At 66.9% G+C, this 26,919-nt stretch carries 23 protein-coding genes and 1 pseudogene; 7 read left to right on the top strand and 17 right to left on the bottom strand.

Annotated elements, in window-relative coordinates; all coding sequences use genetic code 11:
• Positions 1 to 63: 63 nt before the first annotated feature.
• From HV742_RS01880 to HV742_RS01870, 3 genes are read right to left on the bottom strand one after another with little or no spacing between them, the layout of a single operon-like run.
• On the bottom strand, positions 64 to 1,260 hold the full coding sequence (locus HV742_RS01880; protein WP_144419091.1) for a lytic murein transglycosylase: 1,197 nt from the start codon (positions 1,258 to 1,260) through the stop codon (positions 64 to 66).
• Positions 1,257 to 1,973: an MOSC domain-containing protein gene (locus tag HV742_RS01875; protein ID WP_175144349.1), complete on the bottom strand. Its 717-nt coding sequence runs from the start codon at positions 1,971 to 1,973 to the stop codon at positions 1,257 to 1,259. Before HV742_RS01875 ends, HV742_RS01880 begins: the two co-directional genes overlap by 4 nt.
• 12 nt (positions 1,974 to 1,985) lie before the next feature.
• On the bottom strand, positions 1,986 to 2,816 hold the full coding sequence (locus HV742_RS01870; protein WP_049072301.1) for a ferritin-like domain-containing protein: 831 nt from the start codon (positions 2,814 to 2,816) through the stop codon (positions 1,986 to 1,988).
• A 106-nt stretch (positions 2,817 to 2,922) separates the two neighbouring features.
• On the opposite strand from HV742_RS01870, the gene HV742_RS01865 reads away from it, so the two are divergent.
• The gene (locus HV742_RS01865) at positions 2,923 to 4,062 is read left to right on the top strand and encodes a GNAT family N-acetyltransferase (RefSeq protein ID WP_175144348.1); all 1,140 of its coding nucleotides are present in this window, start codon (positions 2,923 to 2,925) and stop codon (positions 4,060 to 4,062) included.
• 4 nt (positions 4,063 to 4,066) lie between these two features.
• Here the strand turns inward: HV742_RS01865 and HV742_RS01860 are convergent, their stop codons facing one another.
• Positions 4,067 to 4,537 carry a cyanophycin metabolism-associated DUF1854 family protein gene (locus HV742_RS01860; RefSeq protein WP_049072299.1) on the bottom strand — a complete coding sequence of 157 codons (471 nt, stop codon included), beginning with the start codon at positions 4,535 to 4,537 and terminating at the stop codon, positions 4,067 to 4,069.
• 14 nt (positions 4,538 to 4,551) lie between these two features.
• The gene (locus tag HV742_RS01855; protein WP_175144347.1) at positions 4,552 to 6,837 is read right to left on the bottom strand and encodes a cyanophycin metabolism-associated ABC transporter; all 2,286 of its coding nucleotides are present in this window, start codon (positions 6,835 to 6,837) and stop codon (positions 4,552 to 4,554) included.
• A gap of 260 nt (positions 6,838 to 7,097) precedes the next feature.
• Between HV742_RS01855 and cphA (HV742_RS01850) the strand changes: the two genes are divergently transcribed.
• The 5 genes from cphA (HV742_RS01850) (at position 7,098) to HV742_RS01830 (ending at position 13,755) form a co-directional block, all read left to right on the top strand.
• A complete protein-coding gene (cphA, locus tag HV742_RS01850; protein ID WP_175144346.1) occupies positions 7,098 to 9,713 on the top strand; it encodes a cyanophycin synthetase in 2,616 nt (871 codons plus the stop codon).
• 59 nt (positions 9,714 to 9,772) lie between these two features.
• Positions 9,773 to 12,343, top strand: coding sequence for a cyanophycin synthetase (cphA, locus tag HV742_RS01845; protein WP_063581201.1), 2,571 nt, complete (start codon positions 9,773 to 9,775; stop codon positions 12,341 to 12,343).
• Positions 12,344 to 12,941: 598 nt separating this feature from the next.
• A complete protein-coding gene (locus HV742_RS01840; RefSeq protein ID WP_006389412.1) occupies positions 12,942 to 13,142 on the top strand; it encodes a CsbD family protein in 201 nt (66 codons plus the stop codon).
• Positions 13,143 to 13,167: 25 nt separating this feature from the next.
• Positions 13,168 to 13,332, top strand: a complete 165-nt coding sequence (locus tag HV742_RS01835; protein ID WP_006389411.1) for a DUF1328 domain-containing protein — start codon at positions 13,168 to 13,170, stop codon at positions 13,330 to 13,332.
• Between the two features lie 84 nt (positions 13,333 to 13,416).
• The gene (locus HV742_RS01830) at positions 13,417 to 13,755 is read left to right on the top strand and encodes a BON domain-containing protein (protein ID WP_024068163.1); all 339 of its coding nucleotides are present in this window, start codon (positions 13,417 to 13,419) and stop codon (positions 13,753 to 13,755) included.
• Positions 13,756 to 13,934: 179 nt separating this feature from the next.
• On the opposite strand, the gene HV742_RS01825 is transcribed toward HV742_RS01830, so the two are convergent.
• The 11 genes and pseudogenes from HV742_RS01825 to HV742_RS01775 all read right to left on the bottom strand — a co-directional run bounded on the left by HV742_RS01825 (position 13,935) and on the right by HV742_RS01775 (position 23,689).
• Positions 13,935 to 14,807, bottom strand: coding sequence for a PhzF family phenazine biosynthesis protein (locus HV742_RS01825; protein ID WP_175144345.1), 873 nt, complete (start codon positions 14,805 to 14,807; stop codon positions 13,935 to 13,937).
• A gap of 168 nt (positions 14,808 to 14,975) precedes the next feature.
• Positions 14,976 to 15,140: pseudogene (locus HV742_RS01820) on the bottom strand (IS256 family transposase); the annotation flags it as partial.
• Positions 15,141 to 15,232: 92 nt separating this feature from the next.
• A complete protein-coding gene (locus HV742_RS01815) occupies positions 15,233 to 16,630 on the bottom strand; it encodes a 4Fe-4S binding protein (RefSeq protein WP_049077546.1) in 1,398 nt (465 codons plus the stop codon).
• Positions 16,631 to 16,678: 48 nt separating this feature from the next.
• Positions 16,679 to 17,524 (bottom strand): FTR1 family iron permease, encoded by an 846-nt coding sequence (locus tag HV742_RS01810; RefSeq protein ID WP_049072293.1) that lies wholly within the window; start codon positions 17,522 to 17,524, stop codon positions 16,679 to 16,681.
• A gap of 13 nt (positions 17,525 to 17,537) precedes the next feature.
• Positions 17,538 to 17,888 (bottom strand): cupredoxin domain-containing protein, encoded by a 351-nt coding sequence (locus tag HV742_RS01805; protein ID WP_049072292.1) that lies wholly within the window; start codon positions 17,886 to 17,888, stop codon positions 17,538 to 17,540.
• 11 nt (positions 17,889 to 17,899) lie between these two features.
• On the bottom strand, positions 17,900 to 18,436 hold the full coding sequence (locus HV742_RS01800) for an iron transporter (RefSeq protein WP_006389401.1): 537 nt from the start codon (positions 18,434 to 18,436) through the stop codon (positions 17,900 to 17,902).
• 213 nt (positions 18,437 to 18,649) lie between these two features.
• A complete protein-coding gene (gene phaR / locus HV742_RS01795; RefSeq protein ID WP_049072291.1) occupies positions 18,650 to 19,219 on the bottom strand; it encodes a polyhydroxyalkanoate synthesis repressor PhaR in 570 nt (189 codons plus the stop codon).
• 120 nt (positions 19,220 to 19,339) lie between these two features.
• The gene (locus HV742_RS01790; RefSeq protein ID WP_006389399.1) at positions 19,340 to 20,077 is read right to left on the bottom strand and encodes a 3-ketoacyl-ACP reductase; all 738 of its coding nucleotides are present in this window, start codon (positions 20,075 to 20,077) and stop codon (positions 19,340 to 19,342) included.
• Positions 20,078 to 20,152: 75 nt separating this feature from the next.
• A complete protein-coding gene (gene phaC, locus HV742_RS01785) occupies positions 20,153 to 21,790 on the bottom strand; it encodes a class I poly(R)-hydroxyalkanoic acid synthase (RefSeq protein ID WP_175144344.1) in 1,638 nt (545 codons plus the stop codon).
• A 112-nt stretch (positions 21,791 to 21,902) separates the two neighbouring features.
• Positions 21,903 to 22,667, bottom strand: coding sequence for a peptidoglycan editing factor PgeF (gene pgeF / locus HV742_RS01780; RefSeq protein WP_175144343.1), 765 nt, complete (start codon positions 22,665 to 22,667; stop codon positions 21,903 to 21,905).
• Positions 22,655 to 23,689: an RluA family pseudouridine synthase gene (locus HV742_RS01775; RefSeq protein ID WP_254600905.1), complete on the bottom strand. Its 1,035-nt coding sequence runs from the start codon at positions 23,687 to 23,689 to the stop codon at positions 22,655 to 22,657. The genes pgeF and HV742_RS01775 overlap by 13 nt, the downstream gene beginning before the upstream one ends.
• Positions 23,690 to 23,796: 107 nt before the next feature.
• Between HV742_RS01775 and HV742_RS01770 the strand changes: the two genes are divergently transcribed.
• Positions 23,797 to 24,585 carry an outer membrane protein assembly factor BamD gene (locus HV742_RS01770; RefSeq protein ID WP_049072287.1) on the top strand — a complete coding sequence of 263 codons (789 nt, stop codon included), beginning with the start codon at positions 23,797 to 23,799 and terminating at the stop codon, positions 24,583 to 24,585.
• An 86-nt stretch (positions 24,586 to 24,671) separates the two neighbouring features.
• Here HV742_RS01770 and yoaA read toward each other — a convergent pair whose 3' ends face one another.
• On the bottom strand, positions 24,672 to 26,753 hold the full coding sequence (gene yoaA, locus HV742_RS01765; protein WP_049072286.1) for a DNA repair helicase YoaA: 2,082 nt from the start codon (positions 26,751 to 26,753) through the stop codon (positions 24,672 to 24,674).
• Between the last annotated feature and the right edge of the window lie 166 nt (positions 26,754 to 26,919).

Below are 26,919 nucleotides of genomic sequence, written 5' to 3'. Positions count from 1 at the left end.
ATCCAACGGATACCGGCCCCGATCTTTGCAAAACTTGTCCTTTGCCGCGGACTGGCCTGCGCCTCAGCCCGCGCCGCGCAGCGCCTGCAATGCCTTCTGGCCGGCGCGGCCGTCGGCGGGCAGGCCCAGCGCGCGCTGCGCCGCGCGCAAGGCCTCGCGGGTGCGCTCACCAATCATGCCATCGGGTTCGCCCAGTTCATAGCCACGGGCAATCAGCAGCCGCTGCAGCTCGCGCCGCTCGGCCCGCGACAGGCCCGGATCGTCAGTTGGCCAGGCCTGCGCCAGCGGCCCGCCGCCGCGCAGGCGATCGGACAGGTGCGCGATCGCCAGCGCGTAGCTCTCGGCCGCGTTGTACGAGTAGAGCGCGTCGAAGTTGCGCGTCACCAGGAAGGCCGGCCCCTGGGGGCCGGCCGGCAGCAGCAGGCCGGCCGGCGTCTCGCCCGGCGGCAGCGGCGTGCCATCGGCGCGCGTCACGCCCTGGCCGCGCCAGAATGCCAGCGGGCGCTTGTTCTTGCGTCCCGCGCCGGCGGTGCCCAGGCCGGGCGGCAGCCTGACCTCGTAGCCCCAGTCCAGCCCGCTGTTCCAACCGGCGCGCTTGAGGAAATTGGCCGTGGACGCCAGCGCGTCCGGCACGCTGTCGATCAGATCGCGCCGGCCGTCGCCGTCGAAATCCACCGCCAGCCGCAGATAGGTGGACGGCATGAACTGGGTCTGGCCAAAGGCCCCGGCCCACGAGCCCTTGAGCTTGTCCGGATCGATATGCTCGTCCTGGATGATCTTGAGCGTGGCGTAGAACTCGCCGCGAAAATACGCCTGGCGGCGGCCGAAGCACGACAGCGTCGACAACGACGTCAGCAGCGGCCGTCCGCCCAGGGTACGGCCGTAATTGCTCTCCACGCCCCACACCGCCGCGATGGTGGCGGGATCCACGCCGTAGCGCGAGGCGGCGCGATCGAGCTCGGCGCGCCAGCGCGCGATGCTGTCCTTGCCGTCGGCGACACGCTCGTCATCGACCAGGGCCGCCATGTAATCCCAGATCGGCGTCTTGAATTCGGGCTGGGCATCAAGCAGGCCGATCACCGCCATGTCGGGCGCCAGGCTGGCGGTGTGCCTGTCGAACGTGGCGCCGGACACGCCGGCCTTGGCCGCGGGCGCGCGCAGGCCCGCCAGGCAGGTCGCGAAGGCGTCCGCGGCCTGCGCGGCGCCGCTGGACAGCGCCAGGGCGAAGACCGCCAGGGACGCGGTGTAGCGGATTTTCATGTCGTGGAGGTTCCTGTGGAGGGATCGGCCGCGTCGCCTTGCAGGCGCCGTTGCCAGTCTTCGACCTGGCCCAGCCTGGCGCGCTTCTCGAACAGCGCGCGCCAGTTGGGAGACAGCGCCGGCAGCGCGGCCAGCTCGGTCAGCGTGGGCACGTCCAGCACCCGGCGGTTGAGAACGTCCTGGATGCGGGCCAGCGTCCATTGGGGATAGGGCCGGTCACGCAGCGACAGCGTATCGCCCGGCGCCAGCCAGCCCTCGCGCAGCACGCGGTAGTACCAACCGGTCCTGCCGCTGGCCTGCACCCGGGCCGACATGCCGGCGTGGTCGAAACGGTGGTTCAGCTTCCAGCACGGCTGGCGCGCCTGCGACACCTGGATCAGGGCCTGGCCCACGGCATAGGTGTCGCCGACGCAGACGTCATGCTCGGTCATGCCCGTGGTGGAAAGGTTCTCGCCAAACGCGCCCGGCGCACGCAACACGGCGCGTTCACCCAGGTCGCGCAGCCAGGCCGCATAGTGTTCCCGCGCGTAGTGGTGCAGCGCCTTCTCGGGGCCGCCGTGGAAGCGCCGGTCGGCCTGTTCATCGCCGCGCAGCCCGTGCGCGCCGAGCCACAGCGGCGCGGCCGCCGGATGCTTGTCGATGCCGCTGTCGCGGCCGGAATCGCCCAGCGGGCGCACCGCGCCCGTCAGCAGCGCATCGATCACGATTTCCATGCGCGTGCGTCCTCAAGCCAGCAACGCGGCCAGCTCGGCCTCGTCGAAGCCGGCGGCGCGCCGCGCCTGCAGGTTAAAGGGTCCGCGCAGGCGTGGCGCCTTGTAGCGCGCGGCCAGTTCGGCATAGCAGGCCACGGGCTCCCTGCCCTGCTCGGCGCAAAGATGCTTGTACCAATGATTGCCGATCGCCACATGGCCGATCTCGTCGCGCAGGATGATGTCGACAATGGCCGCGCTCTGCGCATCACCGGCGCCCGCCAGCTTGTTGCGGATCAGCGGCGAAGCATCCAGCCCGCGCGCCTCCAGTGTGCGCGGCACCAGCGCCAGCCGCGCCAGCAGGTCGTCACAGGTGCGCTCGGCCATTTCCCACAAGCCGTTGTGGCCGGGAAAATCGCCATAGGCGTACCCCAGGTCGGCCAGGCGCCGGTTCAGCAGTTCGAAATGGCTGGCCTCTTCATGCGCCACGCGCAACCAGTCGCGGTAGAAGGCATCCGGCATCCCCGCGAAGCGCCAGAGAATATCCAGCGCCAGGTTCACCGCGTTGAACTCGATATGCGCCAAGGCGTGCAGCAGCGCGGCGCGGCCCTCGAGCGTGGCCATGGAACGCTGCGGCACCTCGGCCGGCGATACCAGCGCGGGCGCGGCGGGCCGCCCCGGCAGGGCGGCATGCGCGACGTAGCGCCGCGCGCCATCCAGCGGCGCATCGGCGCCGATGGCGCGCACCCGCGCCAGCTTGTCCGCCCAGCCGGTGGCGGCCAGCGCTTGCAGCGCCTGCGCCCGCAGGCAGGCCGCGCCGCCGTCCGGGCCGCTCCCGCCCGGGGAAAGGATCGAATTGCTGTCCATGAGAATTTCCGCTGCGTGGCGACCCCGCGCCGCCCGCAAGACAATAACCCTGCGCACTCATCGGGCGCGGTGCGCCACGCGCCAACGAAGACTTTATCATTCGTCCATGGATTCGCCGCTCCGCCTGACCATCGAGACCGACCTTGCCCGCGTCGACGCCAGCCAGTGGGACGCGCTGGCCGGCGACCAGCCGTTCCTGCGGCACGCCTTCCTGCACGCCCTGCACGACAGCGGCTGCGCGGCGCCGCGCACCGGCTGGTCGCCGCACTACCTGATGCTGTGGCGCGGCGCCGCGCTGGCCGGCGCCGTGCCGCTCTATCTGAAATCGCATTCGCGCGGCGAGTACGTATTCGACTACGCCTGGGCCGACGCCTTCGAGCGCCATGGCCTGCGCTACTATCCCAAGCTGCTGGCGGCCGTGCCGTTCACCCCGGTCTCGGGCCCGCGCCTGCTGGCCGCCAGCGACGAAGACCGCGATACGCTGGTGCGCGGGCTGGTGGCCTTCGCCGAAGAGATCCAGGTGTCCTCGCTGCACCTGCTGTTTCCCGCCGCGGCCGATCTGCGCGCTTTGCGCGAGGCCGGTTTCATGGTGCGCGAAAGCGTCCAGTTCCACTGGACCAACCCGGGTTACGCCGACTTCGACGCCTTCCTGGCCACGATGAGCCACGACAAGCGCAAGAAGATCCGCCAGGACCGCAAGAAGGTGGCGCAGGCCGGGCTGGCGTTCCGCTGGCTGCGCGGCGGGCAGATCGAGGCGGCCGACCTGGATTTTTTCTACCAGTGCTATTGCCATACCTACTTCAACCACGGCAATCCGCCCTACCTGAGCCGCGAGTTCTTCCTGCGCGCCTATCGCGACCAGCCCGATGCCTTCGTGCTCATCCTGGCCGAGCGCGACGGCCAGCCGGTGGCCGCCGCCCTGAACCTGGCGGGCGGCGACACGCTGTACGGGCGCTATTGGGGCGCGACGGAATACGTGCCGGGGCTGCATTTCGAAACCTGCTACCTGCAGGCCATCGCCTATTGCATTGCCCATGGCATGACGCGCTTCGAGGGCGGCGCGCAAGGGGAACACAAAATGGCGCGCGGGCTGCTGCCCACGCCCACCTGGTCGGCGCACTGGGTCGCCGACGCGCGCTTCGCGGCAGCGATCCAGCATTTTCTGGATGAGGAAACCGCCGCCGTGGACGATTACCTGGGCGAACTCGAGGCCCACACGCCATTCAAGCGCGCGGCCCCGGACTGACCGGTCAGAGGAAGCGATCCAGCAGCTTGCGGCTGTGCTTGTCGAGCGACAGGATATCGCGCACCAGGTAGAAAATGCCGTGGCTGTCGGCGATCAGCAGCGTCTGCGGGCTCAGGCGGCGGATGTCCTCCTCGCCCCGCAACGTGAAGCTGGTGGCCCCGCGGTCGGTCTCCACCTTCCAGACGCTGGGCGTGGCGAAGGTCGACACGCTGGCGAGCTTGCGGATCTCGGGCATGAATTCACGCCCGGCCAGTTCTTCTTCGATCAGCGCGCGCTCGGCGGCGGGCACGTCGGCCAGCCTTTCGATCCACAGCAGCTCGCGGCCTTCTCCGGTCACCAGCGACAGCCCGCGATCGGCCTCGCTGATCGGAAAGGCCCGCACCGGAATCACGCCTTCGTGCGCGACGCCGTCGGCGCCCTGGAACACCAAACGCCCGAACGCATTGCGTCGCAGCTGAAAAACGGGAAGCGTCATGACGGTTATCTCGCTCAGGCCACGGCGGCCATGTCTTCGCTGCCGGAGGACTGCGCGTCCGCCTCATTCTGGCGCGCCTGCGCCTGGTACAGCCGGTAGTAGGCGCCCTCGCGCGCCATCAGATCCTCGTGCGGCCCCTGCTCGACGATCTGGCCACGGTCCAGCACCACCAGCCGGTCGGCCTTGCGCAAGGTGCTCAGGCGGTGGGCGATGGCGATGGTGGTGCGGCCGCGCACCAGGTTGTCGAGCGCCTTCTGGATTTCCTTCTCGGTGGTGGTGTCCACCGACGAGGTGGCTTCATCCAGGATCAGGATGCGCGGGTCGATCAGCAGCGCGCGCGCGATCGAGATGCGCTGGCGCTCGCCGCCGGACAGCGCCTGGCCGCGCTCGCCGACCAGCGAGTCGTAGCCATGCGGCAGACGCAGGATGAATTCATGGGCATGGGCGGCGCGCGCGGCGGCCACGATCTCGTCGCGGGTGGCGTTGGGCTTGCCGTAGGCGATGTTCTCGGCGATGGTGCCGAAGAACAGGAAAGGTTCCTGCAGCACCAGCCCGATGTTGCGGCGGTAATCCGCCACCCGCACCGAGCGGATGTCGGCGCCGTCCACCAGGATCGCGCCTTCCGACACGTCGTAGAAGCGGCAGATCAGGTTGATCAGGGTGCTCTTGCCCGAACCGCTATGCCCCACCAGGCCGATCATTTCGCCGGGCGCGATGCTCAGGTCCAGGCCGCGGATGACCTGGCGGTTGCCGTAGCGGAAGCCGACGTCGCGCAATTCGATGCGGCCATTGATCTGCGGCAGCTTGGCCGGGTTCTGCGGCTCCGGCACGCTCGAAACGTGGTCCAGGATGTCGAAGATGCGCTTGGCGCCGGCGGCCGCCTTCTGCGTCACCGACACAATGCGGCTCATCGAATCCAGCCGCGTGTAGAAGCGCCCGATGTACGCCAGGAACGCCGCCAGCACCCCGACCGTGATCTGCTTCTGCGAGACCTGCCAGATGCCGAAGATCCACACCACCAGCAGCCCGACCTCGGTCAGCAGCGTGACGGTGGGCGAAAACAGCGACCACGTGGTATTGACCCGGTCGTTCACTTCCAGGTTGCGGTTGTTGGCCTCGCGAAAGCGCGCCACTTCGCGCTTTTCCTGGGCAAACGCCTTGACCACGCGAATGCCGGGAATGGTATCGGCCAGCACGTTGGTGATCTCCGACCAGATCCGGTCGACCTTCTCGAAGCCATGGCGCAGGCGGTCGCGCACCGCGTGGATCATCCAGATGATGAACGGCAGCGGCACCAGCGTGACCAGCGCCAGCCACGGATTGATCGACACCAGGATCGCGGCGGTCATGGCGATCATCAGGATGTCGTTGGCGAAGTCCAGCAGGTGCAGCGACAGGAACACGCAGATGCGATCGGTCTCGCTGCCGATGCGGGAAATCAGGTCGCCAGTGCGCTTGCCGCCGAAATACTCCAGCGACAGCTGCTGCAGGTGTTCATACGTGGTGGTGCGCAGGTCGGCGCCGATGCGCTCGCTGACCCAGGCCAGGATGTAGGTGCGGGCCCAGCCCAGTCCCCAGGCCAGGAAGGCCGAACCGAGCAGCCCGCCCAGGTACAGGCGAACCTTGCTGTAGTCGATGGGCGCGCCGTTCTGGAACGGGATCAGCACGTCGTCCATCAGCGGCATGGTCAGGTACGGCGGCACCAGGGCCGCCGCCGTCCCCATCAGGGTCAGCAGGAAACCGGCCAGCAACGGCAGGCGGTAGGGCCGCGCGAAACGCCACAGGCGCAGCAGCGCCCAGGTGGTGGACGGCGCCGCCTGTTCCTGGTTGCAGGTGGGGCATTCGTCCTGGCCCGCGGGAATGGCGTTGTTGCAAATGGTGCACTGGCGCTCGCCCGCCTCGGCTTGCGGCTGGCCGGACAGGCGGATCGCCTGCTGGGCCTCGAACTGACCCAGCAGCCGCAGCGCCGCCGGGTTGCAGGCCAGCGTGAAGCGCCAGATGCCCAGGCGCGCGCTGTCGTCGTGCAATTCCAGCACGGCGGCGCCAGCGTGGTCGGAAAGATTCAGGGACAGTTGGGGACCGTAGGCCCAGGATTCCCAGCCGGTATCGGCCGGATTGCGGGCGATCAGGCGGCGGTCGGTGACCGCGACCAACCCGGGCTGGAACTTCAGCCGCTGGTCCAGGTCTATTTCGAGCCAGGCCAGCAGAGTCTCATCCTGCGCGAGTTCCGCGCGGATGTCATCCCGCCAGCGGGCGGGAAAGGCTTCGGCTAGGCCGGAAAGCAGGTGTGGTTTTTTCATTAGAACGCATACCGGGCCAGGACTCTGCCCTACAAGGCGGCGACGGGCTGCCGGCCCGAGGCCGGCAACGTGTCCCTTCCTTACAACACAACGAGTTCACGCCTTTGAAGGCGTCGTATAGTATCAGCCGATTTTTCTAATTAGGAATATCTGGGATCCCCCACTCGTTGGCATTATTCTTAAGGCGCAACCCCAATAAATTCGCGGTCTTGCATAGGGGCGTCCGCGCGTGCCAACCTGCTTCTCAAGTAAATTAAAACATGAAAAAGAAAGACATTGAATTCCTCGATGTCGTGGCTTTGCGCGGCCCGAACATTTGGACGTACCGTCCGGTACTTGAGGCGTGGGTGGATATCGGCGAGCTGGAGGACTACCCCTCCAACACGATCCCCGGCTTCTACGAACGGCTGACTGCCTGGCTGCCGACCCTGATCGAGCACCGCTGCAGCCCGGGCGTGCGCGGCGGCTTCCTGTCCCGCGTCAAGGAAGGCACCTGGCCCGGCCACATTCTCGAACATGTCACCCTTGAGCTGCAGAACCTGGCCGGCCTGCGCGGCGGCTTCGGCAAGGCCCGTGAAACCTCCACCCGCGGCGTGTATAAAGTCGTCGTGCGCGCCTGGCAGGAACAGGTCACCCGCACCGCCCTGAACGAAGGCCGCGACCTGGTGATGGCCGCGATCGAAGACCGTCCGTTCGACGTCGACGCCGCCGTGGCGCGCCTGCGCCGGCTGGTCGACAAGCACTGCCTGGGCCCCAGCACCGCCTGCATCGTCGATGCCGCCGATGACCGCGACATCCCCTACATCCGCCTGTTCGAAGGCAACCTGGTGCAGTTCGGCTACGGCTCGCGCCAGCGCCGCATCTGGACGGCCGAGACCGACCGCACCAGCGCCATCGCCGAAGGCATTTCGCGCGACAAGGACCTGACCAAGGAACTGCTCTCGACCTGCGGCGTGCCGGTGCCGGAAGGCCGTCTGGTCGACAGCGAGGACGACGCCTGGTCGGCCGCCGAGGACATCGGCCTGCCGGTGGTGGTCAAGCCGTATGACGGCAACCACGGCCGCGGCGTATTCACCAACCTGACCACGCGCGAGGAAGTGGTTTCCGCCTACCGCGTCGCGGTCGACGAAGGCAGCGGCGTCATCGTCGAGCGCTTCGTGCTCGGCAACGAACACCGCCTGCTGGTGGTCGGCAACCGCATGGTGGCCGCCGCCGCCGGCGAGCCGGCCTGGGTCACGGGCGACGGCAAGTCCACCATCACCGAACTGATCGACAGCCAGATCAACACCGACCCGCGCCGCGGCCGCACCGAAAACCATCCGCTCAATCCGGTGCGGCTGGATTCGGCCGCGCGCCTCGAGATCGCCCGCCAGGGCCTGTCGGAAGACAGCGTGCCGGCCGACGGCCAGCGCGTGCTGGTGCAGCGCAGCGGCAACGTCGCCTTCGACGTCACCGACCGCGTGCACCCCAGCGTCGCCGCTACCGTGACCCTGGCGGCCCGCGTGGTCGGCCTGGACATCGCCGGTGTCGACCTGGTGGCCGAGGACATTTCGCGACCGCTGGACGAACAGCGCGGCGCCATTGTCGAGGTCAATGCCGGCCCCGGCCTGCTGATGCACCTCAAGCCTGCCGACGGCACCCCGCGCCCGGTCGGCCGCGCCATTGTCGACCACCTGTTCCCCGAAGGCGATGCCGGCCGCATCCCGATCGTCGGCGTCACCGGCACCAACGGCAAGACCGTGGTCGCGCGCCTGGTGGCGCGCCTGCTGCACCTGTCCGGCAAGCGCACCGGCCTGGCCTGCAGCGAAGGCCTGTACCTCGACCGCCGCCTGGTGCAGAAGGGCGACCGCGCCGATTTCGCGTCCGGCACTCGCGTGCTGATGAACCGCAACGTCGACGCCGCCGTCATCGAGAACGACAGCGGCGTCATCCTCGGCCAGGGCCTGGCCTACGACCGCTGCCAGGTCGGCGTGGTCACCAACATCGACGACGCCGACCACCTCGGCGATTTCGACATCAACGAAACGGAGCGCATGTTCAATGTGTTCCGCACCCAGGTCGACGTGGTGCTGCCGACCGGCGCCGCCGTGCTCAATGCGCGCGACCCGCGCGTGGTCGAAATGGCCGAGCTGTCCGACGGCGCCGTGATCTTCTTCGGCATCGATCCCGCCCTGCCCGCCATCACCGCCCACCTGCAACAGGAGGGCCGCGCGGTGTTCGTGCGCGACGGCGCCATCGTGCTGGCGCGGGGCGCGCACGAAGAACGCCTGGCCGACGTCGCCGCGATCCCGCTGACGCATGGCGGCCGCGTCGCCTTCCAGGTCGAGAACGTGCTGGCCGCGGTCGGCGCCGCCTGGGCGCTCGACATCCCCGTCGAGCTGATCCGCGCCGGCATCGAGACCTTCGACATCGACCAGGCCGACGCGCCCTGGCAGTTCACGCTGTTCGAACGCAACGGCAGTACCGTGGTGGTGGACGACGTCCACAACGCCTCCGCGCTGCGTCCGCTGATCACCGCCATCGACCAGTTCCCGTCGACCACCAGCGCCGCCGTCTATTCGGCCGGCGCCGACCGCCGCGACGTGGACCTGATCGAACAGGGCAAGCTGCTGGGCGACGCCTTCGACCGCGTCGTGCTGTACGACGACACCACCGTCACCAGCAAGCGTCCCGCCGGCCAGGCGCGCGCGCTGCTGCGCCGGGGGCTGGAGCAAGGCAGCCGCGTCAAGCAGATCATCGACGAGCCAGACCACGGCAAGGCCATCGAGAGCCAGCTGTCCGGCATCGCCGCGGGCGACTTCGTGCTGCTGCAATCCGACGAAGCATTTTCCGGCCCCACCATCGATCTCGTCCGCCGCTGGATCCAGCAACACTGACATCACCGCGCGCCGCGCTCATCGCCGCGGCGCGCCTAAGCTAGACAGGAATACCTGCCATGGAAGTTTCCCGTATCCGAGCGCTGCGCGGCCCCAATCTGTGGAGCAAGAACACCGCGATCGAAGCCATCGTGTCGTGCGCCGACGCCGAATGCTCGATCGACAACCTGCCCGACTTTGAAGCCCGCCTGCGCGCGCGCCTGCCCCAGACCGGCCTGCTGCGCCCCGAGGGCCACCAGGGCGCGGTGTCCATCGCGCACGTGCTGCAGATCGTCGCGTTGACGCTGCAGGCCTACGCCGGCTGCCCCGTCACCTTCGGCCGCGCCTCGTCCACCATCGAACCCGGCGTGTTCCAGGTGGTGGTGGAATACAGCGAAGAAGAAGTCGGCCGTCTCGCCATGGATCTGGCGCAGCAGCTGGTGCAGGCCGCGCTGGACGACACGCCGTTCGACCTGGCCGACGCCCTCAAGCGCCTGCGCGAACTGGACGAAGACGTGCGCCTGGGCCCCAGCACCGGCGCCATCGTCAACGCCGCCACCGCCCGCAACATCCCGTACCGCCGCCTGACACAAGGCAGCATGGTGCAGTTCGGCTGGGGCAGCAAGCAGCGCCGCATCCAGGCCGCCGAGACCGACCTGACCAGCGCCATCTCCGAATCGATCGCGCAGGACAAGGACCTGACCAAGATGCTGCTGGACGCCGCCGGCGTGCCGGTGCCGCTGGGCCGCTCGGTCACCACCGCAGAAGACGCCTGGGCCGCGGCCCAGGAACTGGGCGGCCCGGTCGTGGTCAAGCCGCGCGATGGCAGCCAGGGCCGCGGGGTGGCGGTCAATATCGAGACGCGTGAACGCGTGATCCAGGCTTTTGAAGTGGCCGAGGAAATCAGTTCCGAAGTCATCGTCGAGCGCTACATTCCCGGCCACGACTTCCGCCTGCTGGTGGTAGGCGGCGCGCTGGTCGCGGCCTCGCGCCGCGATCCGCCGCAGGTCACCGGCGACGGCGTGCACACCATCCGCCAGCTGGTCGAGCAGGTCAACGCCGACCCGCTGCGGGGCGATGGCCACGCCACCTCGCTGACCAAGATCCGCTTCGACGACATCGCGCTCGCGACGCTGAAAAAACAAGGCTTCGATGCCGAGTCCGTGCCCGCGCCGGGCACCCTGATCTTCCTGCGCAACAACGCCAACCTCAGCACGGGCGGATCGGCAACGGACGTCACGGACGAGGTCCATCCGGAGATGGCGGCGCGCGCCGTTTCGGCCGCGCGCATGATCGGCCTGGACATCTGCGGCGTAGACGTGGTGGCCGAAAGCGTGCACTACCCGCTCGAAGAGCAGAACGGCGGCGTGGTCGAAGTCAACGCCGCGCCCGGCCTGCGCATGCACCTGAACCCCTCGTTCGGCAAGGGCCGCGCCGTGGGCGAAGCCATCATCGCCAACATGTTCGCCGACGGCGAGGACGGCCGCATTCCGCTGGTGGCGGTGGCCGGCACCAACGGCAAGACCACCACCGTGCGCCTGACCGCCCATATCCTCGGCGTGGCCGGCAACCGCGTCGGCATGACCAACTCCGACGGCGTCTACGTCGACAACCTGCGCATCGACACCGGCGACTGCAGCGGCCCGCGCAGCGCCCGCAGCGTGCTGATGCATCCGGACGTCGATGCGGCGGTGTTCGAAACCGCGCGGGGCGGCATCCTGCGCGAAGGCCTCGCCTTCGATCGCTGCAACGTCGCCATCGTCACCAACATCGGCATGGGCGACCACCTCGGCCTGGGCTACATCAGCACCGTCGAGGACCTGGCCGTGGTCAAGCGCGTCATCGTGCAACACGTGCATCCGAGCGGCACCGCCGTGCTCAACGCCGCCGACCCCATCGTGGCGGAGATGGCCTCCAGCTGCCCCGGTTCAGTCACCTACTTCGCCGAGGATCGCAACCATCCGATCATGGCGACGCACCGGGCCCAGGGGCTGCGCGTGGTCTATCGTGATGGCGACGCCATCGTCGCGGCCCAGGGCAGCGAGGAAACCCGGTTCCCGCTGGCCGAGATTCCGCTCACGCGCAATGGCACCATCGTCTTCCAGGTCGAAAACGCCATGGCCTCGATCGCCGCGGCCTGGGCGCTGAACCTGGACTGGAGCATCGTCCGCCGGGCCCTGGCGACTTTCGTCAACGACGCCCAGACCGCGCCCGGCCGCTTCAACGTGTTCGACTACCGCGGCGCCACCGTGATCGCGGACTACGGCCACAACCCCGATGCCATCCAGGCCCTGGTGCGCGCGGTCGATGCCATGCCCGCCAAGCGCCGCTCGGTGGTCATCAGCGGCGCCGGCGACCGGCGCGATGAAGACATCCGCATGCAGACCGAGATCCTCGGCGAGGCCTTCGACGACGTGCTGCTGTACCAGGACCAATGCCAGCGCGGCCGCGCCGACGGCGAAGTGCTGGCGCTGCTGCAGCAAGGCCTGGTCAACGCCAGCCGCGCCCGCCACATCGAAGAGATCCACGGCGAATTCCTGGCGATCGACAAGGCATTGGCGCGCCTGAATGCGGGCGATCTCTGCCTGATCCTGGTCGACCAGGTGGAAGAGGCGCTGGAACACATCGCCCAACGCATCCGCGAAGCCTGAGTCCGTCAGCGGCTCGAATGTGAAAACGGGGCGCGCAAGCTCCCCGTTTTTTTCTGCCCGCCGATAACGCCTAGCCGTGGGCCGGGGCGTCCGGCGCGGCTGCCTGGTAGCGGTCCGTCACGTGCGTGCATCCCTGCGCGGCCACCAACGCCAGCGCCAGCAGGATCGTGCCGAGGAATCGTTGCGTCATGCCTGTCCTTTGAGTGAAATCGCCTGGCCGCGCGGGCCACGAGACCATGGCCGGCACGTGCCTCGACTATACCGTTGCGCCCGCCACGCAACCAGCGGCGCGATGCGCGGCACGGCTTCACGATCCGCCTCGCCAAACGCGTATAGGTCCCGTTACCAGCCCCGCTCAAAACGCCTCAATACGTTGCTCAGATGTAACTCCCGCTCTTGGTACGCCTGCGCTACCCCTCGTCGAAGGACGCGCGATTTGCCCCGTCCCCGGCAGTTACATTTACCCACAGCGTCCTTTGACAGGGCTCGCGGCCGCCCTGTACCTTGAACCCAAGCTGATCAGTGTCCAACTCAACCGCGAATGCACAAGCTTATCGGCCATAAGCCCCGGCATTCGCCCCACAGAAGAGAGGTCACCATGAATAACGACATCATCGCTGGCAAGTGGAAGCAACTGACCGGTAAGGCCAAGGCGGCCTGGGGTGAACTCACCGACGACGAATTGACCCGTACCGAAGGCAACGCCGAACGCCTCGCTGGCCTGATCCAGGAGCGCTACGGCAAGACCAAGGAACAGGCGGAAAAGGAAGTGCGCGATTTCTTCGATCGCAACCCCTGATCCCGAGCCACCAGGAGAAGCCGACATGTTGCACTACGCCGTAGTTTTCTTCGTCATTGCGATCATCGCGGCGGTCCTGGGCTTCGGCGGCATCGCCGCCGGCGCCGCGGGCATCGCCAAGATCCTGTTCTTCGTCTTCCTGGTTCTGGCGCTGCTGTCCATTCTGGGCGGCGCATTCCGCAAGAAATAGAAGAAGAACATCGCACCCAAAGAACTTTCGCTTAGCCGTTGCGTCCTGAACGCGCTGAAAACCACATACATAAGGAGCACAACTATGGAATTTCGCAAGCTGATCGCCGCCGCCGCACTGGGTACGGGCGCTGTCTTCACTTCCATGGCCTTTGCCGCCAATGACGGCAAGCCCAAGCAATCCGTGGGCGAATACGCCTCCGACGCGACCGTGACCACCAAGGTCAAGGCCGCCTTTGTGGCCGACAAGCAACTGAGCGCGCTGGACATCGCCGTTGAAACCACCGATGGCGTGGCCAAGCTGACCGGCACCGTCGGCACCGCCGCCGAAGCCGACCACGCCGCCACCGTCGCCCGCGGCGTCGAGGGCGTGAAGCAGGTGATGAACAACATCAAGGTCGACCCGGCCAAGAACAAGAAGTAACCCGCCGGGCCTTGATGGCCATGCAATGAAAAACGGCGCCTGTGCTCACACACAGGCGCCGTTTTTCATTGCGCGCGGGAAGCCGACAGCCCAGAGTCCGCACCGGACCGCTCTGCCGCCAGCGGCGCCGCGGCCCGCGTGACAGGCACAGCCCGGTCATGCCGGACCCGCGCGCACACTCAGACGTCCACCGTGCCGCGCCCGATCTCCAGCGCGCGGCCGCCCACCTGGATGCGGCCATCGGCCTGCACATCCAGCAGCAACCGGCAAGGACGGCCCATCTGGTCGCCCTGCTCCACCAGGAAACTGGCGGGCAGCGCATGCTGCCGATGCCGCAGCCAGCCGCCCAGGTTGGCGCAGGCCGATCCGGTGCCGGCATCTTCCTGCACCCCGCCGCCGGGCTTGGCGTAGAAATAACGCGTCACCACGACATCGCGCCCGTCCTGCCGGCGGTTCGGGTCGAAGGCGAACAGATAGCAGACCTTGCGCCCCAGGCTGTTGGCCTGCCAGCGATCCAGCCGCGAGGCATCCGGATTCGCGCGCCGCAACGCGTCGACATTCTTGAGCGGCACCAGTAGCTGGTCCGCGCCCGTATCCACCCAGAGGGGATCATCCGCCAGGTCATCCAGGTCCAGCCCCATCAGTGCGGCAATATCAGTGGCCGGCAGCGTCGGCGCCGCCGTGCGCACGCCATTCGGGCAAGGCGCGGTGAAAGTCCAGGCGTCACCCTGCGCGGTGACCGGCACGACGCCGGCCTTGAATTCCAGCGTCAACGCATCGCCGCGCTTGAGCAGGTCGCGCACCACCTGCGACGTGCCGATGGTCGGATGGCCCGCGAAACCCATCTCGAAGCCAGGCGTGAAAATGCGCACCCGCGCATCGGCCACGTCGGACGGCAGGATGAAAGTGGTTTCGGAAAGATTGAACTGCGCCGCCAGCTCGCGCATGGTGGCGTCGTCCATGCCACGCGCGTCTTCGAATACACAGAGGGGGTTGCCGGTGAAGGTGCTGGAGGCGAAGACGTTGAGAAGACGGAATGCGTAGGTGGCCATGGGCTGGGGGGGGAGTTGCCGTGGGGAGGAAGGCCATTACTTTATCGCAATGGGCGGGGCAAGAGGCGCTCCCAGTGCTGCACGGTCTATCGTCTGTTTCTACCCAACGTTTCTACCCAACGCATCGAGCCTGTCCGCATTTTTGTGGATGAGGCATTCTAAAAGTTGTTATTTCCGCGCCGCGGTAAATCGTTCGCCGAACAGAATAGCAAACTGGTTCATGGCGACTTTCCAGTCGAAGGTCGCTCTGGCGGACTTGGCCAGCACGTTGAGTCGCGCCAGCCATAGCAGCTTGATGGCGGCCTGATCCCTCGGGAAAGAGGCCTCGCCTCTAGATGCCAGGACCACCACGCGTCAGATGCTGCTCGTGCGCCATCACCCGTGTGGACGTAGCTTTCGCCTGCGATCTTGTTATCTCGCGGGCGTTACCAGATGGCGAAGAACAGCACCCAGGACCAACAGAAAGGCACCAGGCCGGCCGCCAGCACCAGCCATGCGGTGGTCTTCCTGACCATGCCGACCGGACGCTGGTTCAACAGGCGCGCGAACAGGCGCAGGGTCCACAGCACCGCCAGCGTCAGCAGCGTGAAACGCACTGGCGTGGCCCACGCGGCGCGCACGCCTTCGTGCTTGAGCAGGTTGATGGTGGTGGCGGACAGGCCCAGGAATACGCCGATGCCGGCCGAAGGAATCAGCCCCTGGGCCAGCTTGTGCAGGCCTGGACGGAACCAACCGCCCGCAGGCTGCCCGTCCACCGGGGCCGCCGGCGCCAGCCGGTCGGCGATCCACAAGGACAGGAAAGTGGCACCGCCCACGCACACGGTGGCGCCGACCACGAACATCAGGATGCCCGCGCCATCCAGCCACGAGAAGCTGTCGTTCACTTCCGGATAATGCGTCAGGATGAACCACGGCGCATTGTCCAGCAGCGGCCACATGATGTCGTGCTCGACCAGCCAGGTCGCCGCCCATTGCTTGGCGGTCACGTACCACGGACTGGCGCTCCACAGGAAGGCCCCCATGGCGATGCCCATCAGGCCAAAGCACAGCAGCACGGTCTGCCACGGTTCGCCGTCGGTGACGCTGACGACTTCTTCCTCGGGCGAGCGCGGCGTCAAGGCAATGGCACCGCGATAGCCGCTGCAACGGCCGCATACGTGACAGTCGCCGGCGCCCTTCATGTGTCGCAAGGGCACCAGCGGCGCACAGTTGATGGGTTCGATGCGGATGACCGGGTGACGCCACTTTTCCTCGTCCACTTTGAAGTGCCAGGGCGCCAGCTTGGCCAGCAGGTTGAACACGCCATTGACCGGACACAGGTACTTGCACCAGACCCGCTTGCTGCGGCCGTAGCGCCAGCCGACGATCATGGCCGCCACCGTGGAGCCGCCCAGCACGGCGAGCACCGCCAACGGATACTGGTAGACGCTGACCAACTGGCCATAGATGGTAGTCAGCGCGAAGGCCACGAAGGGCCAGCCGCCCCAGCGCATCCATTTGGGAATGGCATGCCCCTGACCGCGTTCGCTGGCCCACTCGGTGAGCATGCCCTCCGGACAGAACCAACCGCACCATGCCCGTCCCAGAATGGGCATGGAGACCAGCACGAACGGCCACCACACGCCCCAGAACGCGAACTGCGCCACGATGGTCAGGTTGTTGAATACCGAGGCCGAATTGTCCGGCAGCGGCATGATGGCCGGCACGATCAGGAGGAAAGCGTATATCGCAACAATGCCCCACTGCAGCTTGCGCAACAGCGGGGCATGGTCTCGGAGAAAGTCGGCGATACGGGAGGTTGCCCTCCCGAGTGCAGCTGCCATGGTCAAACCTTCATTAATTCAATCCGATGAATGCGTCGGTTTTCGCGATCAGGACGTGGCGCGCGCCGCCGCCGGAGCGGGCTTGCCGCCCACCCAGCGCAGCATCGCCCACACCACGATCCAGTAAGCAACCCACAACAGTACCGAGATCAGGGCCGGCAGGGCGCGATAGCCAGCGAAATCAGCCAGAATCTTGCCCACGCCCGTGCTGTCGCTCAGCAGCCACGAGCTGTCCCAGACCGGATCGATGATGGTCGGCAGCACGTCCAGCGAGATCAGGTGATCCAGCCCGCCCACCAGCAGCGAACCGGCCAGCAGCAGCAGCAGGATTTCGGTGACGCGGAAAAAACGGCGCCAGGTGATGAGCTTTCCGCCCAGCTGCAGCAGCCAGAAGGTCAGCAGGGCCACCACGAAACCCGCCACGCCGGCCAGCGCCAGCATCAGCATGTTGCTGCCGCCTTCGCCCGCCGCCACTGTGCCGTACAGGAACACCACGGTTTCGCTGCCTTCGCGGGCCACCGCGATGGCCACCAGCAAGAACAGGCCCCACCAGTTGTCGTTGGCCACCGACGAGCGGGCGCCGCTTTCAAGCTCGCCCTTGAGCGTGCGGCCGTGCTTTTTCATCCACACGACCATCTGCACCACCAGCGCGCACGCCGCCAGCGACATGATGGCCTGGAACCATTCCTGGCCCTCGTCGCTGAGCCAGGTGGACACGCCCAGCAGCACCAGCGCCAGCGCGATCGCCAGCGCCAGGCCGGCGCCCACCCCACCCCACAGATACTTCAGTCCGCGTTTGCCTTCCGGCGTCGAGCGCAGCCAGGTGTACAGAATGCCCACCACCAGCATGGCTTCGACGCTTTCGCGCCAGACGATGAAAAGAACCTGTTCCATGAAATGCGGCTGCCTATTCCTTGGGCTTGACGATCAGCGTGCCTTTCACCGATTGGTGAAAGTCATCGAAGAAGGGATACTCGCCCGGACGCGAGATGGTGATGACCACGAACGACTTGACCCCGGGGCCCAGGACTTTTTCCTTGCGCAGCGGAATGCTTTCGAATTCGACCGGCTCGTTGCTTTCGTTGATCAGTTCGATCTTGAAGCGGCCAGCCGGGACTTCCAGCGTGGCCGGTTCAAACGTGCCATTGGGCTTGAACGTCAGCGTGAACGTGGGCAGTTCGTCCGCCTGCGCGGGCGCGCCGGCCATGCCCGCCAGGCCGATCAGCAGCGCTACGCAGAGGCGGCGCAGGGGACGCATGCTATGCACGATCAGTAGCCGCCCTTCTTGCCGGTGCCGGCATAGACGAATTCATATTCGAGGTCGAACGGCTGGAACCAGTCGCCCACGCCGGTTTCTTTGTCGATGTGACGACCGAAGTGGCTCATCTTGTCGGCGGTCGGCGGCAGGATGGTGTACTTCAGCTTGTACTTGCCCGGGCCTTCGAGCTTGATGTTCTCGCCATAATGCGGGCCATCATTGGCGACCATGGGCATGAAGGTGCCCTTCTGCACGTTCTGGCTGCCGACCTTCTGGATTTCGTATTTCACGACCAGGTAGGGCATCCACTCGCCTTCGGGAAAACCGGTGGGATTGCCGGCCGTGGCGTGGATGTCGGCTTCGAGGTGGATGTCGGAATCCTTGGCGGGACGCATCATGCCCGGCGGGTCCATTTCGATCGGCTGCAGGTAGACCGCGCCGATCTCCATGCCGCCCTTTTCCACCGGCTTGCCGATGGGGTATTCAGCCGCTTGGGCGGCGGACACGCTCAAAGCGACAATGGCCAGGGCCAAGGCTTTCTTCATCATTGGGTATCCTCGAAGCTCGATTGAAACGACGGATTCTAAAAACATAAACAAGAACCGTTTGCATTAATGTAACGAAAAAATCTGACATCTCCCTGAATCACATCAGTCTGAAATTCTCTGTTTTTTGCGTCCCATCAAGCCAAACAAAAGCCGGCGGGCAATGCCACGCCGGCTGACTAAGGTGGGATCCGCGGCAATGCCGCGCTTCCCTTTTTACGACTTGCGTCCGCCGCCTTGCACGCCCCCGGGGTTGAAGGGGAAGTTCGAGAACATGGCGCGCGTCTGGTCCTGCATCTGGTCCTGCATCTGCACGAACAGGTTTTTGCTCTGGTCGATGTAGTTGTTCATCATGTTCTGCAGCATCGGCGTCTGCACGTTCATGAACTGGGCCCAGGCTTCGGGACCGAACTGGCTGCCATACAGGCCCTTGGACTGCTCGGCCATGCGCTGCTGGATCTCCATGAAGGCCTGGATGTTCTTTTCCAGGTACGAGCCCATGATGCCCTGCATCGCGTGGCCGTAGAAACGGATGATCTGCGACAGCATGTTCGACGAAAACATGGGCATGCCGCCGCTTTCTTCTTCAAGAATGATCTGCAGCAGGATGCTGCGCGTGAGGTCTTCGGCGCTCTTGGCGTCGACCACCTGGAATTCTTCGTTGGCCAGAACCAGTTGCTTGACATCCGCCAGGGTGATGTAGGTGCTGGTCCGGGTGTCGTACAGACGACGGTTGGGGTACTTTTTAATCAGGCGCAGGCTGGCGCCGGTTTGTGCTTGCGTCATGGTTGTCCCCGGATCGGGCGATCTCTAAGACTTCGAATAGGGTGAAGTGTAATGCCGCGACGCCGTCTCCCCGAGGCACCGCGGCGCGGAAGGGCCGCCCGCCGGGCGGCCCGCGAGGCGTCAGCCCATGTGCAGGCCGCCGTTGAGCGAGAAATCCGCCCCGGTGGAAAAACCGGATTCATCCGAAGCCAGCCACGCCGTCATCGACGCGATTTCCTCGGGCGTGCCCAGGCGGCGCACCGGGATGGTGGCGACGATCTTTTCCAGCACGTCCGGACGGATGGCGCGCACCATGTCGGTCCCGATGTAGCCGGGCGAGATGGTGTTGACGGTGACGCCCTTGCTGGCGACTTCCTGCGCCAGCGCCATGGTGAAGCCGTGGATGCCGGCCTTGGCGGTGGAGTAGTTGGTCTGGCCGAACTGGCCTTTCTGCCCGTTCACCGAGCTGATGTTGATGATGCGCCCCCACTGGCGCTCGACCATGCCGTCGATGACCTGCTTGGTTACGTTGAACAGGCTGTTCAGGTTGGTGTCGATGACCGCGCGCCAATCGTCGGCGGTCATCTTGCGGAACAGCCCGTCGCGGGTGATGCCCGCATTATTGACCAGCACGTCGACCGGGCCGAGTTCCGCCGTGACGCGCTCGAACGCGGCCACGGTGGAATCCCAGTCGGACACATTGCCGACGGAAGCATGGAAGGTATATCCCTGCGCCGCCTGCTCATCCAGCCATTGCTGGTAATTGCGGCTCGGGCCGCAGCCTGCCACGACGCGAAAGCCTTCTTTGGCCAGGCGTTGGCAAATAGAGGTGCCGATCCCGCCCATCCCGCCTGTAACGTAAGCCAGTTTTCCGCTCATTGGACTTCCTCCTGTGTGCGACGGACGCCTCGTTGATTGACTTCTTATTGGCCTGGGCCCACCGCGTGCGCGGCTTCAGGCAGCCCTGACCTTCACATACCTGCCCGGCGCCGGCTCTATCGGCCGATACCGGGCGTTACCTGATTTTGCACGCGCCTTGACCTGCTTGCCGGAATGCCCCGCCAGCCAGGCGGCCCAATCGGGCCACCAGCTGCCCGGTATTTCCTGCGCCTGCTCCAGCCAGGCGTTGGGGTCGCCCGGCAGCGGCTGGCCGGCGCCGCCCAGATTGTCCGCCACCCAGTAGCTGCGGCGCTTCTTGGCGGGCGGATTCACCACGCCGGCGATATGGCCCGAGGCGCCCAGCACGAAGCGCTGCGGACCGCGCAGCACCTGGGTGGAAGCATAGGCCGACACCCACGGCACGATATGGTCTTCGCGTGAACCGAAAATATACGCCGGCATCGACAGGCGCGTCAGGTCCAGCGGCAGGCCGGCGGCCTGGGCGCGGCCGGGCACCTTCAGGTTGTTTTCGAGATACGTGTTGCGGAAGTACCAGGAAAAGAACGGGCCCGGCAGATTGGTGCTGTCGCCGTTCCAGAACAGCAGGTCGAAGGCTGGCGGCTTCTGGCCTTTCAGGTAGTTGCCGACGACGTAGTTCCAGACCAGTTCATTAGGCCGCAGGAACGAGAAAGTGGTGGCAAGGTCGCGTCCGGGCATCAGGCCGCCGTTGCCCAGTTGATGGTCGCGCAGCAGCGCGTGGGCCTCGTCGACGAAGACGTTGAGGATGCCGGTATCGTGGAAATCGAGCAGCGAGGTCAGCAGCGTCAGCGCCGCCACCGGATGCTCGCCGCGCGCTTCGGCCAGCGCCAGCGCCGAGGCCAGCATGGTGCCGCCGACACAGAAGCCGAGCGCGTTGACCTGCGGCTGGCCGGAGATGTCGCTGGCCACGCGCAGGGCCTGCAGCACCGCGTCGTCGAGGTAGTCGGACCAGGTCGCGCGATCGATGCCGTCGGTATCGCTGGCCAGCGGGTTGCGCCAGGAGATCAGGAACACCGTGAAGCCCTGCTCGACCGCGTGGCGCACGAACGAGTTGTCGGGTTGCAGGTCGAGGATATAGAACTTGTTGATGTTCGGCGGCACGATCACCAGCGGCCGCTCGTGCACCGTGGCGGTGGCGGGCTTGTACTGGATCAGCTGGAACAGCGCATTTTCGAACACCACGTCGCCGGGCGTCACCGCCACGTTGCGGCCGATCTCGAACTGGGTCTCGTCGGTCTGGGTGATGCGGCCTTTCTTGACGTCGCCCAGCAGATTGGCCAGCCCTTCGTTCAGGGCGCGGCCGGCGCTTTCGACGATGGATTGCTGGGCATCGGGGTTGAGCGCCAGGAAGTTCGACGGCGACAGCGCGTCGACCCATTGCATGATCGAGAACCGCAGGCGGTCGCGCATCGGCTCGCTGACCTGCGCCGCGTCGACCATGCGCGACATGGCGCGGGCCGACAGCAGGTAGGTGTGCGCCATCAGCAGATGCTGGCCATTGGCGGCCCAGGCCGCGCCGGCGAAGCGGCGGTCGGCCGGCGGAGCCAGCGCGCCACGGCGGGCGTCGTCGCACAGCCGTTGCCATTCGCGCGAGAATTCAGCCTGGATATCGGCCAGGACGTCCGGAGCCACGCTCACCGGATGGGGCCCTGAAGCGGAGAGATTGGCATTCACTTCGACACCTTGTTATCGAGACTTCCCGATTGATGTTGCATGTCGGGTTAAGGGCTGTCAATGCGGGTATTCAATGAGGGGCGCAAGGCATTTGCGGCCGCCTTGCGCGGGATCAAGCCGGATCCAGCCAGGCCAGCAATGCCATCCGCCCGGTTTCACCGTCGCGGCGGTAGGAAAAGAAGCGCGCCGCGTCCGTGACCGTGCACAGGCGACTCAGGGTGACGTCCTCCACCCCGGCGCGGCGCAGGCGGAATTCGGCCAGGCCGGCCAGGTCGGCCAGCCATTTTCCGGGCACGCCGGGCCGCGGCCGGAAATAACGTTCGGCGGCGGGATCGTCGCCCAGGAAGGCGTCCAGCACGTCGCGCCCGACCTCGAAGGCGTCCGGCCCGATGCCGGGACCGACCCAGGCGCGCCAGGCGGTGGCCTGCGGCGCCTTGGCGCGCATCGCCGCCAGGGTGTGTTCCAGCACGCCGCCGGACAGGCCGCGCCAGCCGGCGTGCGCGGCGCCCAGGACCCGGCCGTCGGCGTCGGCAATGACCACCGGCAGGCAGTCGGCCACCATCACCGCCAGCACCCGGCCGGGACGCGCGGTGACACTGGCGTCCAGCGCGGGCTCGTCCGGCAGGTCGGCGGCATCGGCGTCGACCACCTCGCTGCCGTGCACCTGGCGCAGCCACAGCGGTTCGGCCGGCAGCGCCGCGCGCAGGCGGCGGCGGTTCTCTGCCACGGCGTCGGGATTATCGCCGGCGCGGCGGCCGAGATTCAGCGTGTCGTGCGGGGCCACGCCCACGCCACCGGCGCGGGTGGTGCAGAAATAGTTGACGCCCGGCCACGCGGGACCGGTCACCACGGGCAAGCCTTGCGTCACGCGTTCCATGCGATCGCTTCCTGGACCAGGGTCATGTCGGCCGGCACCGGCGCGGCGAACTGGACCTCGCCACGCCCGCCCGGATCGTCGAAATGCAGGGCGCGGGCGTGCAGCATCTGCCGCTGCGCGCCCGCGATGTTCTTGCCGCCATAGAGGGTGTCGGCCAGCAGTGGGTGCCCCAGGCTGGCCAGGTGCACCCGGATCTGGTGGGTGCGGCCGGTTTCCAGGCGACAGACCACCTCGCTGACGCGGCCGCCGGGGTCGACCTGGCCGCGCCGCGCGGGAGCGTAGTGGGTGACGGCCGGCTTGGGCGCCACGGGACGCTCGACGCTCATGCGCACCGGCACGCGCGGATCGCGGCCGATGGCGCGGTCGACCCGGCCGGCGGCGGGCAGCCAGCCGTGCGCCAGCGCCACGTATTCGCGGCCCATGCTGCGGGCCTGCAACTGGCGCACCAGGTGGGTCTGCGCGATTTCGTTGCGCGCCACCACCATCAGGCCGGAGGTGTCCTTGTCCAGCCGGTGAACGATGCCGGCGCGCGCCACCTGGGCCAATTCCGGGTAGCGGTGCAACAGGCCGTTGAGCAGCGTGCCGCGCCAGTTGCCGGCGCCCGGATGCACCACCAGGCCGGCGGGTTTGTTCACCACGATCCAGTCGGGGCTTTCGTCCACCACCGGAAAGTCGATGGGTTCGGGCGCGAATGCCAGCGATTCCGGCGCGGGCTGGGGCCAGACGGCGATCTCGTCGCCCGGGCCGACCGTCTGGCGCACCTTGCCGGGCGCGCCGTTGACATGGACGTTGCCGGCTTCGATCCAGCCCTGCAGACGGCTGCGGGAGTGGTCTGGCAATAGGCCGGCCAGCACCTTGTCGAGCCGGTCGGCCCGGGTGCCCACGGGCACCGTTACAAGTTGCGCGTTTTCAAGCGACCCGCCGCGCGATTTTCCACCTGGGTTTTCGCCGGAATCACCATCGGAAAGGTCCAGGAGTTCATCGTCGGAAACGAGATCTGCGCTGAAGGCTGTAGCGGACATGGAGACAAATCATATAATCAGCCTGCCATGCTACCACCAAGGATACGATTCTCGTGATTCACCACCCCGCAGCTCCCACGAACCCCGCCTCCCGAAGCGGGTCGGTCTTGCGCGTGGTTATCGCGCTATTTGCCGTCATCGCGATCGCCGGTTGCGGTTCGACCAACAGCAAATACGACAAGACCGCCAACTGGAGCGCCGAACAGCTCTACGCCGACGCCAAGGCCGAAATCTCCTCGGGGGGCTGGAAGGAAGCCCGCGAGCGCCTGACCGCCATCGAAAGCCGCTATCCGTTCGGCGTCTACGCCCAGCAAGCCCTGCTCGAACTGGCCTACGTCAACTGGAAGGACGGCGAAAACGAACAGGCGCTGGCCGCGATCGACCGCTTCCAGCAGCTCTATCCCAACCATCCGGGAACCGACTACGCGCTGTACCTGAAGGGCCTGATCAATTTCACGCCGGCCAGCGCCTTCATGAGCAGCATCACCGGCCAGGATCCCGCCGAGCGCGATCCCAAGGGCCTGCGCGCGTCGTACGACGCCTTCAACGAGCTGATCAAGCGCTACCCGGACAGCAAGTACACCCCGGACGCCGAAAAGCGCGTGGCCTGGCTGGTCAACACCATCGCCATGAACGAAGTGCACGTGGCCCGCTACTACTTCGAGCGCGGCGCCTACGTGGCCGCGGCCAACCGGGCGCAGACGGTCATCACCGACTTCGAAGGCGCGCCCGCCACCGAGGAAGCGCTGTACCTGATGGTCGCCTCGTACGACAAGCTCGGCATGACCGAGCTGAAGAACGACTCGGAACGCGTGCTCGACAAGAACTTCCCCAACAGCACGTTCAAGAACAAGGGCCTGAAGGCCGACAAGAGCTGGTGGAATCCGTTCAACTGACCTGACCGGCCACCGCATGGGAAAAAGCCCCTCGAGCAATCGAGGGGCTTTTTGTTGGCTGGCGGTCGTGGTGGCGACTGGCGGCGCTATGCCTGCTTGCGACGGTAGAACGCCAGCACTTCCTCCAGTTCGCGCGTGCGCGCGAACGGCGGCAGGCCGCGCCACAGGCGCTTGCCGTAGGGCTTTTCGACCAGGCGCGCATCGCCCACCATCAGCACGCCCCAGTCCGATTCCGTGCGGATCAGGCGGCCGGCGCCCTGCTTGAGCGAAATGGCGGCCTCGGGCAGCTGGTATTCCGAGAACGGATTGCCGCCCTGGGCGCGACAGGCCCGCAGGCGAGCCTCGATCACCGGATCGTCCGGCGGCGCGAACGGCAGCTTGTCGATCGCCACCAGCGTCAGCACGTCGCCGGGCAGGTCGATGCCCTCCCAGAAACTGGCGCTGCCCACCAGCACCGGATGGGTCAACTTGCAGAAGCGGTCCAGCAGGTCGCGGCGCGTGCCTTCGCCCTGCTTGAGCAGCGGCCAGTCGTGGCCGGCGTCATCGAACGCGTCGGCCAGCAGGTTGGCGACCTTGTCCACGGCGCGCAGCGTCGTACACAGCACCAGCGTGCCGCCCGGACTGGCCTCCAGCAGCGGCAGCAGCGTCTGCACGAAGCGGTCCAGGAACTGCGGCGATTGCGGTTCGGGCATGCCGCGCGGCACGAACAGCAGCGCCTGCTCGGGATAATCGAACGGCGACTCCCACTTGCCGGTGCGGGCCTGATCCAGGCCCAACTGGCCGGTGAAGTGGGTGAATTCGCCATTCACCGACAGGGTGGCCGAGGTCATGATCCAGGCCTGGCCCGGCTTGCGGTACTTGGAGAAGGCCTGCGCCACCGACAGCGGCGCGGAGTGCAGGCGCACGTGGTGCTGGCCGTGTTCGACCCAACGCACGGCCGGGCCGGTCCATTCGCCCGCCGCCGCCGCGCCTTCAAGGATCGCGACCGGCGTCGACAGGCCATCGCCCAGCGCCGCGGGCAGCCCGGGCGCCTGGTCGTCGCGGCCCCAGCCTTCATCGTCGACACCCGATGCATCGCGCGCCGGCGTGGCCCAGCGCTTCAGGCGCACGGCGATTTCGGCGCCGCTGCGCGCGGCGGCCACCAGGTCGGGATGGCGTTCGGCTACCGAGCCTAGCGCGTTGGTGGCGACGTCGATCGCTTCGCGCAGCACCGCCAGCGCGGCATCGAATTCCTCGGGATTGGGAATGGCCTCGAAGGTGGCCTTGCGGCCCGGCATGCGGTCCAGCGGCGCACAGACCAGGCGCAATTCGCGCGCCGCCGTTTCCAGGTGACGCGCCACGTCGCTCCATTTGGTCGCTTCGCGCGCATAGGCCAGGCCGGCGGCCTCCAGCGCCCGGCCGAAGTCCAGCAATTGGTGGGTCGACACGCTGCTGCCCAGGAAGCGGGTGGCGGTGTCGGGCAACTGATGGGCTTCGTCGAAGATGACGGTGTCGGCCTCGGGCAGCAGGTCGGTGACGCCTTCTTCGCGCAGCACCAGGTCGGCCATGAACAGGGCGTGGTTGACCACCACCACGTCGGCCTCCTGGGCCTGGCGGCGGGCCTTGACCACGAAGCAGTCGCGAATGCGGGGGCATTCCTGGCCCAGGCAGTTTTCGCGGGTCGAGGTGACGCGCTGCCAGATGTCGGCGTCTTCGGGCACCTGCGCCAGATCGCCACGGTCGCCGGTCTTGGAAATGCCGGCGAACACCTGGATCTGGCGCAACTGCTGGATCTCGGTGCGCGACTTCAAGGCGCGTTCGTCGCCCTGCAGGCGTTCCAGGTGGTAATGGCAGACGTAGTTGCCGCGGCCCTTGAGCAAGGCGGCCGTCACCGGCGCGGCCAGCGCCGCCCGCACGCGCGGCAGGTCGCGCGTGAACAACTGGTCCTGCAGGGTGCGGGTACCGGTGGAGATCAGCACCTTGCCGCCCTGGATGAAGGCGGGTACAAGATAGGCCCAGGTCTTGCCGATGCCGGTGCCGGCCTCGGCCACCAGCGTGGCGCGGTCCTGGATGGCCTGGCCGATGGCCTGGGCCAGTTCCACTTGGGAAGGGCGCGGCTTGTAGCCGGGCAAGGCCGACGCGAGCGGGCCGTCCTCGGCGAAGAATTCGGAGATGTCCAGGTCCAGCATGGAAACAGCCGGGCGTCGCGATCGACCGCGCGGGTCGACGGCGGGGGCGCCAGGCCCTGATAGGGTGGGAAAGGATCAAATGATACCCGCTGGCGCTGCCCTTTTACGGCGAACGCGTCGCAAACGGCACAGTCGATGGGGACGGATGCATCCCGGTTGGCACTTT

Origin of the sequence: Achromobacter ruhlandii, assembly GCF_902859695.1 — a bacterium.
In the GTDB taxonomy this organism is placed as follows: Bacteria; Pseudomonadota; Gammaproteobacteria; order Burkholderiales; family Burkholderiaceae_B; genus Achromobacter; species Achromobacter ruhlandii.
This window is presented reverse-complemented; position numbering and strand designations above follow the sequence as displayed.

What these genes read in the sequence shown, in the direction of transcription:
- HV742_RS01830 (WP_024068163.1), top strand. Translation starts at nt 13,417, where the DNA reads ATGGAATTTCGCAAGCTGATCGCCGCCGCCGCACTGGGTACGGGCGCT.
- cphA (WP_175144346.1), top strand. Translation starts at nt 7,098, where the DNA reads ATGAAAAAGAAAGACATTGAATTCCTCGATGTCGTGGCTTTGCGCGGC.
- HV742_RS01835 (WP_006389411.1), top strand. Translation starts at nt 13,168, where the DNA reads ATGTTGCACTACGCCGTAGTTTTCTTCGTCATTGCGATCATCGCGGCG.
- HV742_RS01865 (WP_175144348.1), top strand. Translation starts at nt 2,923, where the DNA reads ATGGATTCGCCGCTCCGCCTGACCATCGAGACCGACCTTGCCCGCGTC.
- HV742_RS01860 (WP_049072299.1), bottom strand. Translation starts at nt 4,537, where the DNA reads ATGACGCTTCCCGTTTTTCAGCTGCGACGCAATGCGTTCGGGCGTTTG.
- HV742_RS01825 (WP_175144345.1), bottom strand. Translation starts at nt 14,807, where the DNA reads ATGGCCACCTACGCATTCCGTCTTCTCAACGTCTTCGCCTCCAGCACC.
- HV742_RS01805 (WP_049072292.1), bottom strand. Translation starts at nt 17,888, where the DNA reads ATGCGTCCCCTGCGCCGCCTCTGCGTAGCGCTGCTGATCGGCCTGGCG.
- HV742_RS01870 (WP_049072301.1), bottom strand. Translation starts at nt 2,816, where the DNA reads ATGGACAGCAATTCGATCCTTTCCCCGGGCGGGAGCGGCCCGGACGGC.
- HV742_RS01790 (WP_006389399.1), bottom strand. Translation starts at nt 20,077, where the DNA reads ATGAGCGGAAAACTGGCTTACGTTACAGGCGGGATGGGCGGGATCGGC.
- HV742_RS01880 (WP_144419091.1), bottom strand. Translation starts at nt 1,260, where the DNA reads ATGAAAATCCGCTACACCGCGTCCCTGGCGGTCTTCGCCCTGGCGCTG.
- pgeF (WP_175144343.1), bottom strand. Translation starts at nt 22,667, where the DNA reads ATGGAACGCGTGACGCAAGGCTTGCCCGTGGTGACCGGTCCCGCGTGG.
- HV742_RS01815 (WP_049077546.1), bottom strand. Translation starts at nt 16,630, where the DNA reads ATGGCAGCTGCACTCGGGAGGGCAACCTCCCGTATCGCCGACTTTCTC.
- HV742_RS01810 (WP_049072293.1), bottom strand. Translation starts at nt 17,524, where the DNA reads ATGGAACAGGTTCTTTTCATCGTCTGGCGCGAAAGCGTCGAAGCCATG.
- HV742_RS01840 (WP_006389412.1), top strand. Translation starts at nt 12,942, where the DNA reads ATGAATAACGACATCATCGCTGGCAAGTGGAAGCAACTGACCGGTAAG.
- cphA (WP_063581201.1), top strand. Translation starts at nt 9,773, where the DNA reads ATGGAAGTTTCCCGTATCCGAGCGCTGCGCGGCCCCAATCTGTGGAGC.
- HV742_RS01855 (WP_175144347.1), bottom strand. Translation starts at nt 6,837, where the DNA reads ATGAAAAAACCACACCTGCTTTCCGGCCTAGCCGAAGCCTTTCCCGCC.
- HV742_RS01800 (WP_006389401.1), bottom strand. Translation starts at nt 18,436, where the DNA reads ATGATGAAGAAAGCCTTGGCCCTGGCCATTGTCGCTTTGAGCGTGTCC.
- yoaA (WP_049072286.1), bottom strand. Translation starts at nt 26,753, where the DNA reads ATGCTGGACCTGGACATCTCCGAATTCTTCGCCGAGGACGGCCCGCTC.
- HV742_RS01875 (WP_175144349.1), bottom strand. Translation starts at nt 1,973, where the DNA reads ATGGAAATCGTGATCGATGCGCTGCTGACGGGCGCGGTGCGCCCGCTG.
- HV742_RS01775 (WP_254600905.1), bottom strand. Translation starts at nt 23,689, where the DNA reads ATGTCCGCTACAGCCTTCAGCGCAGATCTCGTTTCCGACGATGAACTC.
- phaR (WP_049072291.1), bottom strand. Translation starts at nt 19,219, where the DNA reads ATGACGCAAGCACAAACCGGCGCCAGCCTGCGCCTGATTAAAAAGTAC.